Genomic DNA, 14,106 nt, shown 5'->3' with positions numbered 1-14,106 from the left:
CGTCAGGGGGTGACGGTGGCGGCGAGCGCTTGGGCGTACTGCTCGTCGGTCACCGGTTCCAGCCAGGTGGTGCCGTCACCGTCGGCGACGCCGACCACCATGGCGATGTGCGCCATGAGGGTGGTGTCGGTGCCACCGTGCCAGTGCTCCTCACCGGGCGGGCACTTGACGGTCTGGCCGGCGCTGACGCGTACGACGTCGCCGTCGCGGGTGCCGACGAGGCCGACGCCGTCGGTGATGTAGAGGGTCTGGCCGTTGGCGTGGGAGTGCCAGTTGGTGCGGGCGCCGGGGGTGAAGCGGACCAGGGCGGTCGCCAGCCGGGCCGGCTCGGCGGGGGTCTGGATCATGTTGAGGTAGACGTCGCCGGTGAAGCGCTCGGCCGGAGCCTTGGCGGTCGGGGTCTGCGTGACGAGTTCCACGGAAGGCGTTCCTTGCTGTGCGGTTGCGGTTGCGGTTACGGGAAGTGGGGTGCGGGGTGCGGGTGTCAGGCGCGGCGGTCGCCGACGCCGACCGTCACCGGGCTGCGATCACTCCTTGGTTCTCAGGGCTTGAGGAGTGCCTTGACGGCCCGGCGCTCGTCCATGGCCCGATAGCCCTCGGCGACCTGGTCGAGGGGCAGGGTGAGGTCGAAGACCCGGCCCGGGTCGATCCGGCCGGTCACGACGCGTTCGATGAGGTCGGGCAGGTAGCGGCGCACGGGGGCGGGGCCGCCGCGCAGGCCGACGTGGGAGAAGAACAGTTCCTGCCCGTCGACGGCGACGTCGTGCGGGACGCCGACGAAGCCGACGCTGCCGCCGGGGCGTGCGGAGTGCAGCGCCTGCCGCATGGCCTCGGCGGTGCCCACGCACTCCAGAACGCTGTCGGCGCCGATGCCGCCGGTGAGGTCCTTGATCCGGGCGATGCCCTCGTCGCCGCGCTCGGTGACGATGTCGGTGGCGCCGAACTCGCGGGCCAGCTTCTGCCGGGACTCGTGGCGGCTCATGGCGATGATCCGCTCGGCGCCCATCTCCTTGGCGGCGATCACCGCGCACAGGCCGACCGCGCCGTCGCCCACGACCACGGCGGTGGATCCCGGCCCCACCTCGGCGGCCTCGGCGGCCCACCAGCCGGTGCCCATGACGTCGGAGACGGCCAGCAGACCGGGCCACAGCTCCTCGCCCGGCACCTCGTCCGTGGCGACGAGGGTGCCCTGGGCGTTGGGGATGCGGACGTAGTCGGCCTGGCAGGTGCTCATGAACTCGCGGTGCAGGCAGTTCGACGGGAAGCCGTTGCGGCAGTTCGCACAGGTGTTGTCCGAGGTGGCGAACGAGCCGACGACGAACTGGCCGGGCTGCACGGCCGTGACCTCGGAGCCGACCTCCTCGACGAAGCCGACGTACTCGTGGCCCATCGGACGGGCGCCGTCGATCGGCTCCAGGCCGCGCCAGGGCCACAGGTCGGAGCCGCACACACAGGTGACGGCGGTGCGGATCACCGCGTCGGTGGGATGGAGGATCTTCGGGTCGTCCAGCGTCTCGAAGCGGACGTCACCGGGGGCGTGGATCACTGCGCCGCGCATGGGGGTTCCTTTGCTCAGGTGAGGTCGGGCCGCTGAGGGCGGTCCGGACAGGCCCGGTCCCGGGCCGATGGGTAGCCGCGAGGTGTCCGCGTGCCGGGGGCGGGCGTCCCCGTCCACACCGGCGGGCGGCCGGGGACGGCGCCACGTCCTCCAGGTAACCGCCCCCGGCGGCGGCCGGCCAGTCACCGTCGATGGGTGTACCGGCAGTACATCCCTGATGCGGCCCGCTGCACGTACGGTCGAAGGGTGGACAACCAACAGGAGGTCCGCGAGTTCCTGACCTCGCGGCGCGCCAAGATCTCCCCCGAGCAGGCGGGGCTGCCCTCCGGGACCCGGCGCCGCGTTCCCGGGCTGCGCCGCAGCGAGGTCGCGGCCCTCGCCGACATGAGCGTGGAGTACTACGCCAAGCTCGAACGCGGCAGTCTGGCCGGGGTCTCCCCCGCGGTCCTGGAATCCGTCGCCCGTGCCCTGCGGCTCGACGACGCCGAACGCGCCCATCTGGTCCATCTGGCGCAGGCCGCCGACGGCTCCGACGCGCTCACCCGCCCCCGGCGCCGACGCCCGGCCCGGCAGTGGGTCCCGCACCCGAGCCTCCAGTGGACGCTCGACGCGATCACCGCGGGCCCCGCCTTCGTCCGCAACGGCCGGATGGACGTCCTCGGCACCAACACGCTCGCCCGCGCCTTCTACAGCGACCTCTACGCGAACCCCCACAACCAGGCGAACCTCGCCCGCTTCGCCTTCCTGGACCCCGCTGCCCGCCGCTTCTACCCCGAGTGGGGCCCGGCCGCCGACATCACCGTCGCGATCCTGCGCACCGAGGCCGGCCGCAATCCCCACGACAAGGAGCTGCACGACCTGGTCGGCGAGCTCTCCACCCGCAGTGACGACTTCCGCACCCGCTGGGGCGCGCACAACGTCCGCCACCACGGCACCGGGACCAAGAACTTCCACCACGAGGCCGTCGGGGACATCACCCTCGCCTACGAGGGTCTGGAGATGGCGGCCGAGCCCGGCCTCACCGTCACCGTCTACACCGCGGAACCCGGCTCGCCCTCCGAGGAGGGCCTGCGCCTGCTCGCCTCCTGGGCCGCCACCCGGGAAGCCCTTGCGGGGCGGCCACGGGCGTTCTGACTCCTCCGGTGGTCAGTCGTTCCGGGTGGGGACGACGGTGGCGGTGCTCGTCCAGCCGGCCAGGAGGGCGAGTGCCTCCCGCTCCCGGGAGTCGGGTTCGGGGGTGTAGAAGCTGAGGCGGAGGCCGGGGTCGGAGGGCAGGTCCATCGCCTCGTAGGGCAGGGCGAGGTCGCCGACCAGCGGATGGCGCAGGTTCTTCACCCCCGTGCGGTGGAACTGGACGTCGTGGCGGGCCCAGCGGCGGGCGAAGTCGTCGCTCCTCGTCGTCAGCTCGCCGACCAGGTCGGTCAGCGCCTTGTCGTGCGGCGCCCGGCCCGTCTCGGCGCGCAGGAAGGCCACCGCGTCGTCGGCGCCCTTCTCCCAGTCGACCCAGAACTCCCTGCTCGCCGGGTCCAGGAACATGAAGCGGGCGGTGTTGACGGGCCCGCGCTGGGCGAACAGCGGCGAGTCGAAGACCGGAGCGTACAGGGCCCGGCCCAGTGTGTTGGCGGCCAGGACGTCGAACCGGGCGTTGCGCACGTACGCCGGCACGTCGGTCATGGAGTCGAGCAGCCGCAGGATCGTGGGCCGCACCCGGGACGCGGTCACCGCGGACCGGCGGCCCGACGGGGTCGCCGCGCGGGCCAGGTCGTAGAGGTGGGCGCGCTCGGCCTCGTCGAGCTGGAGTGCGCGGGCGAGGGCTTCGAGCACCGAGTCGGAGGCACCGCTGAGGTTTCCGCGCTCCAGCCGGACGTAGTAGTCCACGCTCATGCCCGCCAGCAGCGCGACCTCCTCGCGGCGCAGGCCCGCCACCCGGCGGTTCCCGCCGAACACGGGCAGCCCGGCCCGCTCCGGGGTGATACGCGCCCGCCGGGTGCTCAGGAACTCACGCACCTCGCCGGCGAGGTCCTTCTTCTTGTCACTCTCGGTCATGGTCAGGCCTCGGGAAGTTGATCGGCGACGGCGGGCGTGCTCGGGCGGTGTCGATCGGGCCCGCCCCCTCACGGTAGGTGCGTCGGTGCACGCCTGCGAGGTACTGCCGTTACCTGGAACAGGAGTGACTCCCACCTGCGCGTCCGCCCGCGGTTCCCTGGAGGAGGCCGAGGGCTGCGAGTCCTCGGCCGGTCCGATGGAACCGATCCGAAGGAACACCGTGCGCGCAGCACTCATGTACGAATCCGGCGACGCCGACGCCAGAACCGGTGCGGGACCGGCGACGGGACGGGTGACGGGGCCGGTGACGCGATGACCACCGCCGCAGAGCGCGGGTCGGCACCGGCGGCGGTGCGCCCCGACGGGACTCCGGTCCACGCGACGCTGATCCTCGCGATCATCTGCGTCAGCTACTTCATGGTGATCCTGGACAACTCGATCGTCTTCACCGGGCTGCCGCAGATCCGCTCCGACATGGGGTTCTCCGAGACCGGCCTGTCCTGGATCACCAACGCCTACGTCCTGGTCTTCGGCGGACTGCTGCTGCTGGGAGCCCGGGCCGGTGACCTGTTCGGACACCGCAGAGTCTTCCTGTTCTCCCTGGTCGTCTTCTCGCTGACCTCGCTGCTGGTGGGCGCGGCGCAGACCCAGTGGTGGCTGATCGGCGCCCGGGCGCTCCAGGGCGTCGGGGCCGCGGTGCTGGCCCCGTCCGCACTGTCCCTGCTGACGCGTACCTTCGCCGAGGGCCGGGCCCGTGACCGGGCGATGGCCGCCTACAGCGCCGTCGCCGGTCTGGGCGCCGCCCTCGGACTGGTCGTCGGTGGTCTGGTCGCGGACCTGGTGTCGTGGCGGGCCGGGTTCTTCCTCAACGTCCCGGTCGGCGTCGGGATGCTGGCACTGGCCCCGCGGTTCCTGCCCGAGACCGAACGCCGGCCGGGCCGCTTCGACATCGCCGGGGCGGTGCTGGCGACGCTGGGTTCGACCGCGCTGGTCCTCGGCATCGTGGACGCCGCCGACGTCGGCTGGACCGCGCCCCTGACCCTGGGGCCGCTGGTGGCCGGGGCGGTGATGCTCGGGCTGTTCGTGCGGGTGGAGCGGCGGGCCGCGCAGCCGATCGTGCCGCTGCGGCTGTTCGCCGCGCGGGAGCGCAGCGGCGCCTACGTCACCCGGATGCTCTACATGGGCGCGATGATGGGCTTCTTTTTCTTCACCGCGCAGTTCGTGCAGAGCGTCTACCACTGGACACCGCTCCAGGCCGGCCTCGCGTTCCTGCCGATGACGCTGGCCAACTTCGCCCTCGCCGTCCAGGTCCCGCGGCTCCTGGAGCGCGCCGCACGGCCGCTGGTGCTCCTGACCGGGATCGTCCTGACCACGGTGGGCATGGCCTGGCTCAGCCGCCTGGACCTGCACACCCCCTACCTGACGGGCGTGGCCCTGCCGATGGTGGTCATCGGCGCCGGCCAGGGCCTGACGCTGGCCCCGCTGACCTCCAGCGGTGTCGACGGCGTGGCCCCGGCGGACGCGGGGGCCGGCTCGGGCCTGGTCAACACCGTGCACCAGATCGGCAGCGCGCTGAGCCTGAGCGTCCTGACCGCCGTCGCCGCCTCCGTCTCCACCGGGCACGCGGCCACGGACATCGCGGCCCGCTCGGGAACGGCCCTTACCGGCTCCGCCGTCCTGCTCGCGCTGGCGGTCGTGACCGTCCTCACCCTGATCGTGCCCGCACGGGCCGCACACGACGAAAGGTCCCTGTGATGCAGACCCTCACCCTCAACAACGGCGTCGAGATGCCCGCCCTCGGCCTCGGCGTCTTCCAGACCCCGCCCGACGAGACCGTGGCCGCCGTCAAGGACGCCCTCGACCTCGGCTACCGGCACATCGACACCGCCGCCGCCTACGGCAACGAACGCGAGGTGGGCCGGGCCGTCCGCGAGTCCGGGGTACCCCGTGACGAGATCTTCGTCGAGACCAAGATCTGGATCAGCGACTACGGCTACGGCGAGACCCTGCACGGCTTCGACAAGAGCGCCGCGAAACTCGGTGTCGACCGGATCGACCTGCTGATCCTGCACCAGGCCCTGCCGTCCGACTTCGACCGGACCCTCGACGCCTACCGCGCCCTGGAGAAGCTCCTGGCCGACGGCCGGGTCCGGGCCATCGGCGTCAGCAACTTCATGGCCGACCACCTGACCGCACTGCTCGACGCCACGTCCGTCGTCCCCGCGGTCAACCAGCTGGAGATCCACCCCTACTTCCAGCAGCGCGCCGTACTCGACCTCGACGACCGGCACGGCATCCTCAACCAGGCCTGGTCCCCCATCGGCGGGATCACCTTCTACCCGGGCTACGGCGAGGACCGCAGGAGTGTCCTCCAGGACCCCGCCGTCACCCGCGTCGCCGAGGCGCACGGCAAGAGCCCCGCCCAGGTACTGCTGCGCTGGGGCATCCAGCAGGGCCGCTCGGTCATCCCCAAGTCCACCCGGCGCGCACGCATCGCCGAGAACATCGACGTCTTCGACTTCGAGCTCACCACCGAGGAGCTCACCGCCCTCGACGCGCTGGAGACCGGCCGGCGCGGCGGCCCCGAACCCGAGAACGTCACCCTCGCCCGCTACGGCCGCACCGTCCCCGAAGCCTGACCCGCCCCGCACCCCCTCAGCACCACTCCGTTCCGTCCGAAGGATTCCCCGTGTCCACCACCGTCAGGGCGTTCGGCGCCCACGATGTGCGTCAGCCGCTCGTCCCCCTCACCATCGAGCGCCGCGACGTCGGCCCGCACGACGTCAGGCTCGACATCCTGTACTGCGGCATCTGCCACTCCGACATGAACTACGTCGGCGGCGCGTTCGGCCCGCTGCCGGCCAGCCCGCTCGTGCCCGGCCACGAGATCGTCGGACGGGTCACCGAGACCGGCTCCGCGGTCACCCGGCACCGGGTCGGAGACCTCGTCGGCATCGGCTGCATGGTCAACTCCTGCCGCCGGTGCGAGAACTGCCGGGCCGGGCAGGAGCAGTACTGCCTGGGCGGCCGCACCCTCGTCTTCGGCAGCCCCGACCCCGCGGAGCCCGGCGCGCACACCCAGGGCGGCTACTCCGAGGCCGTCGTCGCCCCCGAGGACTTCGTGGTCCGCGTTCCCGACGGCCTCGACCCGGCCGCCGCGGCACCGCTGCTGTGCGCGGGCATCACCGTCTACGCGCCGCTCAGGCGCTACGGCGCCGCGCCGGGCAGCAGGGTAGCGATCGTCGGCCTCGGCGGCCTCGGCCACCTCGGCGTCAAGATGGCCAGGGCCATGGGCGCCGAGGTCACCGTCCTCTCGCGGTCCGACCGCAAGCGCGACGACGCCGAGGCCCTCGGCGCCGACCACTACGCCGTCACCGGCGACGGGTCCGCCTTCGCCGACCTGGCCAACACCTTCGACATCGTCCTCAGCACCGTCAGCGCACCGATCTCGCTCAAGGACCACCTGGGGATGCTCCGTCTGCACGGCACCCTGGTCAGCGTCGGCGTGACCACACAGCCGATGCCGCTCGACGTCTTCCCGCTGCTGCAGAACGGCCGCGCCTACGCGGGCTCGCTGTTCGGCGGCATCGCCGAGACCCAGGAGATGCTGGACTTCGCCGCCGCGCACGGCGTGAGCGCCGACATCGAACTGATCGCGGCTCAGGACATCAACACCGCCTACGAGCGGATCCTCGCCTCCGACGTCCGCCACCGGTTCGTCATCGACGGAGCGACCTTCGGCGGGCAGTCTCCAGACCCGTCAGGACTCCCTCGGGCCGCAGCGCGGGGTCGTCGCTGAACAGGATCTGCCCGTGGTCGTCGACCTGTTCGTGCTGACGCCTGCTCATCTCCCGCAGCCCTCCGGTCGGTTACCGCTCCGCGTCCGCGCAGCAGACGGCTGGATGTTGAACCATCCTATTGAAGGATCGTTGAACAATCCATACATTGGAGCGCATGGAGCACGTACGCACAGGGCGAATTCGCCTGGGCCGGCGGGTACTGGTGGGCGCCGTAAGCGCCGGCGCGGCCTTGACGCTGTGGGCGATCGTGCGTCTGATCGCGCTCACAGCCTTCGTCACGCACGCCCAGTGGATCGACTTGCTGTGCGCGCTGGCGATCCTCCTCGGCTGCGTGTTCCTGTGCACGTGCTGGCACTTGGACCTCCGGTGGATGCTGTGTGCGGTGTGCCTCTTCGGGGTGCTGATCCTGCAGATCCTGGAGCTTGATCAGCAGGCACTGCACCAGCACGGACGTACCGAACACGTCAGGGTGCGGCAGATCCAGTGGTCCGCCGGTGACGGAATGGATCCCGGCGTCCACCGCTACACGGTCTCCGTCCTCGACGGCCCGCCGCTGGCCCCGTTCGAGGAGAACGGGCTCATGGGCTGGAAGTGGGTGGTGGGCGGCACTTACCCGGTGACCGTCGATCCGCAGGGCCGCGCCCCGCTCCAACGGGGCGCCAAGCCGGGGCCTCCGCTGATCCAGCAGCTCCTGCAGATCCCGCTCGGCCTCGGCCTGGCCTTCGGCCTGTGGCGCCCCGGGGACCTGCTCGTGCGCCGACGGGGCGTCCCGTCAGCCGACCCCGCCCGGCCGGAGTCGGCGGTCACGTGATTCCCCCGGCTCAGGCCCCGGACGCCGGCAGTGTGACCGACTTGTACTCGACGTACTGGGAGAGCCCCACCGCGCCGTACTCGCGGCCGATGCCGCTGGCCTTGTGGCCGCCGAAGGGGCCGTCGAAGGAGATGGGGGCGCCGTTGACGGTGACCGTGCCGGTGCGCAGCCGGCGGGCGACTTCGAGGGCGTGGGTCTCGTCGGCGGACCATACGCCGCCGGAGAGGCCGTACTCGGAGTCGTTGGCGATCCGCACCGCGTCGTCCTCGTCCTCGTAGGGGATGACCACGAGGACGGGGCCGAAGATCTCCTCCTGGGCGATCCGCAGGGAGTTGTCGACGTCGGCGAACACGGTGGGGGTGACGTAGTTGCCGCGTTCCAGACCCGGCGGGACCTGCGGGCCGCCGGTGACGAGCCGGGCGCCCTCCCTGATGCCGAGCTCGATGTAGTCGCGCACACGCTGCTGCTGGTCCCGGCGGACCATCGGGCCGATGAAGGTGTCGGGGTCGGCCGGGTCGCCGACCTTGAGCGACTCCACGAGGTCCTTGAGGGCGGTGACCACCTCCTCGTACCGGCTGCGCGGCGCGAGCACGCGGGTCTGCGCGATGCAGGACTCGCCGTTGTTGAGGAGCGAGGCGAACTTCAGTCCCGGCACCGCCCGGTCGAGATCCGCGTCCGGCAGGATGATCGCGGCCGACTTGCCGCCCAGCTCCAGGCTGACCCGCTTCAGCTGCTCGCCCGCGATGGCGGCGATCCTGCGGCCGGCCCGGGTCGAGCCGGTGAAGGCGATCTTGTCGACGTCGCGGTGCGAGACGAGGTACTCGCTGGTCTCCCGGTCGGCGGGGAGGACGCTGATCACACCTTCCGGCAGCCCGGCCCGCTCCAGCAGTTCGGCGAGCAGCCCCATGCTCAGCGAGTTCTCCGGGGAGACCTTCAGGACGACGGAGTTGCCGGCCAGCAGCGCGGGGATGATCTTCGCCATGGCGGCCGAGAACGGGGAGTTCCAGGGGATGACCGCGGCCACGACACCGACCGGCTCGCGGCGCACCACCGTCCGGACCCCCGCGGCGGATTTCAGCGTCTCCTCCCAGCCGAACGCCTCCGCCGCCCCGAGGTAGGCCTCGGCCTGCCGGGTGAGCCCCGGCTGGCCGGCCCCGGTGAACCAGCGGGCCGAGCCGTTCTCGGCCGAGACGAGGTCGGCGATCCGCTCGGCGTCCGCCTCCCGCAGAGAATTCAGCCGCCTCAGTACGGCGATGCGCTCCGCCGGTGCCGTCCACGGCCAGGGGCCTTCGTCGAAGGCGGCGCGCGCGGCTGCCACGGCGCGGTCGACGTCGGCGGGCCGGGCCTGGGCGGCACGGCCGATGACCGCCTGGTCGTGCGGCGAGCGGATGTCGAGCAGGTCCGGGTCGCTGGGTGCGGTCCACGAGCCCGCGATGTAGAGCCGGTCGTAAGTGATCATGTGCCCTCTCCGGAGGGTTCGAAGGGATCAACGCTGACGATATCTGTCACTTCAATGTAACACTTAGGCGAAGGAGAGCGTCGCGTCCGTGGCAGAAGGTGAGACAGGCTCCACACCTCCGGATATGCTCTGGCGCGTGAGAGCCGACGCAGCACGCAACCTGGAAGCCGTTCTGACCACCGGGGCCCGAATGCTCGCCGTCGATCCGGGCGCGAGCATCGCCGCGATCGCCGCCGAGGCCGGGGTCGACCGGCGCACCGTCTACCGGCGGTTCGCGTCCCGCGAGGAGCTGCTGGCGGCCATCTACGAGGCGCGGTACGACGCGGTCGAGCGGGCCGTCGAGCACGCCAGGCTGCGGGAGGCCCCGGTCGCCGTGGCGCTGCACCGGTACGTCGAGGAGATCATCGGCGTCAATCGCACATGGCCCGTGGAGCTCACCCGGCTGCGGGCCGACGACGCGATCCGGGAGCGGCGCGACGCCCTGGTCCGGGAGGTGGACGACTTCCTGCGGCGGGCCACCGAGGACGGGCTGCTCCGCGACGACCTGCCGCCCGGCTGGGCCGGTTCACTGCTGCCCCAGCTCATGCACCTGGCATCGCAGCAGCTGCCCGAGCTCAACGCGGCCCAGGCCGCCGACACGGTCGTGGACACCTTCCTGCGGGGGCTCGGGGCGCGGTGATCGCCGCGGGGGTTGTGGCAGGCCCGCGCGTCTGGTTGGGTACCGCGCGACAGAGGGGGTGACCTGCGTGGATCAGACGGCACGGCAGGACGTCCGCGGGGCGCTGCCCGCGGGGCTCGGGCAGGCGATACGGCGGACCTCCGCCGACATCGCGGCCGTACTCGACGGGGTCGGCGACACGGGTGCCGCCGTACCGGGATCGGTGTGGACGGTCGGCGAGGCGGCGGCCCATCTCGCCCTCGCCAACGAGCTGATGGCCGACCTCGCCGCGGGGCGGGAACGGCCGTACGGGGACGGCACGCCGCAGAGCCTGGCGGCGGCCAACGCCGAGTCGCTGGCCGTGTTCGGGGAGCGCCGGGCGGCGCCGCTCGCGGCGATGATCAGCGAGCAGGCGGAGCGGTGCGCCGACGCGCTGGCCTCGGCGGCCGACGGTCCGGCGCCGGTGACCCCGCTCGGCCCGATGGACCGGTCCGTGCTCGCCTCCTACCTGCTCACCCACATGCTGGGCCACGGCTACGACCTCGCCCGCGCGGTGCGCCGCCCGCACATGATCGACGCCGAACGGGTCGCGTGGTGCCTGCCGTTCCTGCTCTCGGTGATGCCGGCCGTCGCGGACGGCACGGCCACCGCCGGCCTGACCGCCCGCTACACGATCCGGCTGCGCGGAGGCGGCGGCGCCTTCGGCGTCAGCCTGGCCGACGGTGCCGTACAGGTGGCACCGGAGCCGCGGGACCACCCCGACTGCACGATCCTCATCGATCCGGTCGCCTTCCTGCTCATCGCCCTCGGCCGCCGCAACCCGTGGCTCGCCATGGCCCGGGGCCAGGTGTTCGCCTACGGCCGCAAGCCCTGGCTCGGCCCCCGCTTCCCCGCCCTCTTCGTCGCCCCCTGACCGGCCCCCCGACTCGCCCCTGACCGGCCCCTCGGCCCGCCGGTCCGGCGTGCGCCCAGGCCTTCCACCCCCGTCCGGCCCAACCCCGCTCGGCCAGAAGAGGCGAGCGGGCGTGACCGGTGTGACCGTGGTGGAAGGTATGGGCGCGCGCACGGATCCGAGGAGGCTGCATGGCCGAGGGACTGGTCGACGGCAGAGCGCCCCGCACTGCCCTGGAGAACGGCTCCGGCCGTCCCGCGCCGACCTTCGAAGCGATGAGTGCAGTCGCCGACGCCGTGCTCTACGAGGGCTATCTCCTCTACCCCTATCGGCGGTCCTCTCCGAAGAATCGTGCCCGCTGGCAGTTCGGGGTCCTCTTCCCCCGCGACGTGGCGGAGGCCGACGGTCCGGTCAGGCCGGGGGTGTCGGGTTCGGCGGACTCCTGGTACCAGCAGACGGAGTGCCTGCTGCGGGTGCGCAGGCCGGACGCGGTCCTGCGGCTGCGGGTGCGGTATCTGCAGTTGCAGCACAAGCAGGTCGAGGACGCCGACGGGCGACCCGTGGAGTCGCTGCGCTGCGCGGACGGGACCGTGCAGCTGACCTTCGAGGAGGCGGTGGCCCGCGCGGCCGAGTTCACGGTCGCGCTGGACGGGGACGAGCACGGGTTTCCGGTGGGCTCTCCGGCCGGCACCGACACGGAGGAGCTGCCCCGGGGCGCCGGGCGGATCGTCCGCCGCCGGGCGGAGGTGCGGGCGAGTACCGTCCTCGTGGCCGAGCGGCTCGGGGGAGACCTCCTCCGGCTCCGGGTGCGCACCACGAACGAAGGGCACCTGGGGGATCCGCGCGCCCCGCGCGACCGGGCCCTGCGGCACGCGCTGATCGCCACCCACACCCTCCTCGGCGTCGAGGGCGCGGAGTTCGTCTCCCTGGTCGACCCGGGCCGGGACCTCCAGGACGCCGCCCGGAGCTGCCGCAACGACTTCACCTTCCCGGTGCTCGGCGGCGCGCCCCCCGCCGCCGCCCCCGAGGACGGCTCGGTCTCCGCCCTGCTGCTCTCCTCGCCGATCATCCTCCCCGACCATCCGCAGGTGGCGCCCGAGAGCCCCGGTGACCTGCACGACGCCGGTGAGATCGACGAGATCCTCACCCTGCGGACCATGCTGCTGACGGACGAGGAGAAGCGGGAGGCCCGGGCCACCGACCCGCGGGCCGCCGAGATCCTCGACCGGGTCGACACCATGCCGCCGGAGGTCTTCGAGCGCCTGCACGGCGCCATCCGCTCGCTGAGCCCGGTCGGCGAGGCCGCCGGCAGCAAAGCGACCGGCGACGCGCCCCGCGTCGGCACGGGCCCGGGCCCCGCCGGCCGGGACCCGCTCGCCGCGCGCCCCGCCTGGTGGCAGGAGGGCGGCGACGACGGGCTGTCCCCGGCCACCGACACGCTCCTGGTCGACGGCGTGCGGGTCGGCGCCGGCAGCCCGGTGCGGCTGCGCCCGCGCGGCAGGGGCGCCGACGCCCAGGACATGTTCCTCGCCGGCCGGACCGCGACCGTGGCCGCCGTCTTCCACGACGTGGACGGCAGCAGCCGTCTCGCCGTCACGGTGGACGACGACCCGGCGGCCGAACTGCACGGCTGGTACGGCCGTTTCCACTACTTCCGGCCCGACGAAGTCGAGCCGCTCGGGGGCACCGACGTCCCGGATCCAGCGGCGGCTGCCGAGCCGTCCCCGGGGCCCACACCACCGGAGGCCTAGCACATGAGCAGCAGCAAGAACGGCACCACGGCCGTCGGCGGCGAACCCGCCCGGGCCGACGGCGAGCACCAGGGCTTCGACGAGATCACCATCCTCTGGATCTCCGAGGGCATGAGCTGCGACGGCGACACCGTCTCCGTGACCGCCGCCGACCAGCCCTCCATCGAGGACCTGGTGCTCGGCCTGATCCCGGGGATGCCCAAGGTCAACCTGGTCAACAAGGTGCTCTCGCCGAGCCTGGGCGGCGAGGACTTCCTCGCTCCCTACCGGGCGGCGGCACGGGGCGAACTGGAGCCGTTCATCCTCGTCATCGAGGGCTCCGTGCCGAACCAGAACATCATCGAGGGCGACGGCTACTGGACGTCCTTCGGCAACGACCCGGAGACCGGCCAGCCGCAGACCCTGAACGACTGGATCGACGAACTGGCGCCCCGGGCCTGGGCGGTGGTCGCCGTCGGCACCTGCGCCACCTTCGGCGGCATCCACGCCATGGCCGGCAACCCGACCGGCGCCATGGGCCTCGCGGACTACCTCGGCTGGGACTTCACGTCGCAGGGCGGGCTGCCGGTGGTGAACATCCCGGGCTGCCCGGTGCAGCCGGAGAACTTCATGGAGACCCTGGTCTGGGTGCTCTACCACGCGGCCGGCACCGCTCCCCCGCCGCCGCTGGACCACATGCTGCGACCGCAGTGGCTGTTCGGCCGCACCGTCCACGAGGGCTGCGACCGCGCCGCCTACTACGAGCAGGCGACCTTCGCGGCCGACTACAACTCGCCCAAGTGCCTGGTCAAGACGGGCTGCTGGGGTCCGGTCGTGAACTGCAACGTGCCCAAGCGGGGCTGGATGGCCGGCATCGGCGGCTGTCCGAACGTCGGCGGCATCTGCATCGGCTGCACCATGCCGGGCTTCCCGGACGCGTTCATGCCGTTCATGGACGAGCCGCCCGGCGGCACCCTCTCCTCGCTCGCGATCAAGCCGTACGGGGCGGTCATCCGCAGGCTGCGCGGCTTCACCAACGAGCTGGTCAACCACGAGCCCAAGTGGCGCCACAACAAGCGCAAGCTCACCAGCGGTTACGCCCCGCGCTGGCGCCCCTGACGCGCCACGGCCGCTCCCCCCACCCCAGTCCCC

General features: G+C 72.5%; 13 protein-coding genes. 9 read left to right on the top strand and 4 right to left on the bottom strand.

Features of this window, described 5'->3' with window-relative positions; genetic code table 11:
* Positions 1-2 precede the first annotated feature (2 nt).
* The gene (locus AB0D74_RS18160) at positions 3-419 is read right to left on the bottom strand and encodes a cupin domain-containing protein (RefSeq protein WP_362587131.1); all 417 of its coding nucleotides are present in this window, start codon (positions 417-419) and stop codon (positions 3-5) included.
* Positions 420-541: 122 nt separating this feature from the next.
* A complete protein-coding gene (locus AB0D74_RS18155; RefSeq protein ID WP_362587128.1) occupies positions 542-1,558 on the bottom strand; it encodes a zinc-dependent alcohol dehydrogenase family protein in 1,017 nt (338 codons plus the stop codon).
* A gap of 246 nt (positions 1,559-1,804) precedes the next feature.
* Between AB0D74_RS18155 and AB0D74_RS18150 the strand changes: the two genes are divergently transcribed.
* The gene (locus tag AB0D74_RS18150) at positions 1,805-2,692 is read left to right on the top strand and encodes a helix-turn-helix transcriptional regulator (protein ID WP_362587124.1); all 888 of its coding nucleotides are present in this window, start codon (positions 1,805-1,807) and stop codon (positions 2,690-2,692) included.
* 12 nt (positions 2,693-2,704) lie between these two features.
* On the opposite strand, the gene AB0D74_RS18145 is transcribed toward AB0D74_RS18150, so the two are convergent.
* Complete coding sequence (locus AB0D74_RS18145) at positions 2,705-3,604, bottom strand: helix-turn-helix transcriptional regulator (RefSeq protein ID WP_362587121.1); 900 nt, start codon at positions 3,602-3,604, stop codon at positions 2,705-2,707.
* A gap of 312 nt (positions 3,605-3,916) precedes the next feature.
* Between AB0D74_RS18145 and AB0D74_RS18140 the strand changes: the two genes are divergently transcribed.
* From AB0D74_RS18140 to AB0D74_RS18125, 4 genes are all read left to right on the top strand, one after another.
* A complete protein-coding gene (locus AB0D74_RS18140; RefSeq protein ID WP_362587118.1) occupies positions 3,917-5,359 on the top strand; it encodes an MFS transporter in 1,443 nt (480 codons plus the stop codon).
* Positions 5,359-6,243: an aldo/keto reductase gene (locus AB0D74_RS18135; protein WP_362587115.1), complete on the top strand. Its 885-nt coding sequence runs from the start codon at positions 5,359-5,361 to the stop codon at positions 6,241-6,243. The genes AB0D74_RS18140 and AB0D74_RS18135 overlap by 1 nt, the downstream gene beginning before the upstream one ends.
* Before the next feature lie 50 nt (positions 6,244-6,293).
* The gene (locus tag AB0D74_RS18130; RefSeq protein ID WP_362587112.1) at positions 6,294-7,403 is read left to right on the top strand and encodes an NAD(P)-dependent alcohol dehydrogenase; all 1,110 of its coding nucleotides are present in this window, start codon (positions 6,294-6,296) and stop codon (positions 7,401-7,403) included.
* Positions 7,404-7,558: 155 nt separating this feature from the next.
* Complete coding sequence (locus AB0D74_RS18125; protein WP_362587109.1) at positions 7,559-8,215, top strand: hypothetical protein; 657 nt, start codon at positions 7,559-7,561, stop codon at positions 8,213-8,215.
* A gap of 10 nt (positions 8,216-8,225) precedes the next feature.
* On the opposite strand, the gene AB0D74_RS18120 is transcribed toward AB0D74_RS18125, so the two are convergent.
* Positions 8,226-9,674: an aldehyde dehydrogenase gene (locus AB0D74_RS18120; RefSeq protein ID WP_362587106.1), complete on the bottom strand. Its 1,449-nt coding sequence runs from the start codon at positions 9,672-9,674 to the stop codon at positions 8,226-8,228.
* Between the two features lie 190 nt (positions 9,675-9,864).
* Here AB0D74_RS18120 and AB0D74_RS18115 point away from each other — a divergent pair, with 190 nt between their 5' ends.
* The 4 genes from AB0D74_RS18115 (at position 9,865) to AB0D74_RS18100 (ending at position 14,073) form a co-directional block, all read left to right on the top strand.
* Entirely contained in the window at positions 9,865-10,353 is a 489-nt protein-coding gene (locus AB0D74_RS18115; RefSeq protein WP_362587613.1) for a TetR/AcrR family transcriptional regulator, read from the top strand.
* A 67-nt stretch (positions 10,354-10,420) separates the two neighbouring features.
* Positions 10,421-11,245 carry a maleylpyruvate isomerase family mycothiol-dependent enzyme gene (locus AB0D74_RS18110; protein ID WP_362587103.1) on the top strand — a complete coding sequence of 275 codons (825 nt, stop codon included), beginning with the start codon at positions 10,421-10,423 and terminating at the stop codon, positions 11,243-11,245.
* Positions 11,246-11,499: 254 nt separating this feature from the next.
* On the top strand, positions 11,500-12,975 hold the full coding sequence (locus AB0D74_RS18105) for a hypothetical protein (RefSeq protein ID WP_362587610.1): 1,476 nt from the start codon (positions 11,500-11,502) through the stop codon (positions 12,973-12,975).
* A 3-nt stretch (positions 12,976-12,978) separates the two neighbouring features.
* Positions 12,979-14,073: a hydrogenase expression protein HypE gene (locus tag AB0D74_RS18100; protein ID WP_362587100.1), complete on the top strand. Its 1,095-nt coding sequence runs from the start codon at positions 12,979-12,981 to the stop codon at positions 14,071-14,073.
* The last annotated feature ends 33 nt before the right edge of the window (positions 14,074-14,106 follow it).

The sequence above is a fragment of the Streptomyces sp. NPDC048278 genome (assembly GCF_040652195.1).
Lineage (GTDB): Bacteria > Actinomycetota > Actinomycetes > Streptomycetales > Streptomycetaceae > Streptomyces.
This window is presented reverse-complemented; position numbering and strand designations above follow the sequence as displayed.

What these genes read in the sequence shown, in the direction of transcription:
- AB0D74_RS18135 (WP_362587115.1), top strand. Translation starts at nt 5,359, where the DNA reads ATGCAGACCCTCACCCTCAACAACGGCGTCGAGATGCCCGCCCTCGGC.
- AB0D74_RS18120 (WP_362587106.1), bottom strand. Translation starts at nt 9,674, where the DNA reads ATGATCACTTACGACCGGCTCTACATCGCGGGCTCGTGGACCGCACCC.
- AB0D74_RS18140 (WP_362587118.1), top strand. Translation starts at nt 3,917, where the DNA reads ATGACCACCGCCGCAGAGCGCGGGTCGGCACCGGCGGCGGTGCGCCCC.
- AB0D74_RS18105 (WP_362587610.1), top strand. Translation starts at nt 11,500, where the DNA reads ATGAGTGCAGTCGCCGACGCCGTGCTCTACGAGGGCTATCTCCTCTAC.
- AB0D74_RS18155 (WP_362587128.1), bottom strand. Translation starts at nt 1,558, where the DNA reads ATGCGCGGCGCAGTGATCCACGCCCCCGGTGACGTCCGCTTCGAGACG.
- AB0D74_RS18125 (WP_362587109.1), top strand. Translation starts at nt 7,559, where the DNA reads ATGGAGCACGTACGCACAGGGCGAATTCGCCTGGGCCGGCGGGTACTG.
- AB0D74_RS18145 (WP_362587121.1), bottom strand. Translation starts at nt 3,604, where the DNA reads ATGACCGAGAGTGACAAGAAGAAGGACCTCGCCGGCGAGGTGCGTGAG.
- AB0D74_RS18100 (WP_362587100.1), top strand. Translation starts at nt 12,979, where the DNA reads ATGAGCAGCAGCAAGAACGGCACCACGGCCGTCGGCGGCGAACCCGCC.
- AB0D74_RS18115 (WP_362587613.1), top strand. Translation starts at nt 9,865, where the DNA reads ATGCTCGCCGTCGATCCGGGCGCGAGCATCGCCGCGATCGCCGCCGAG.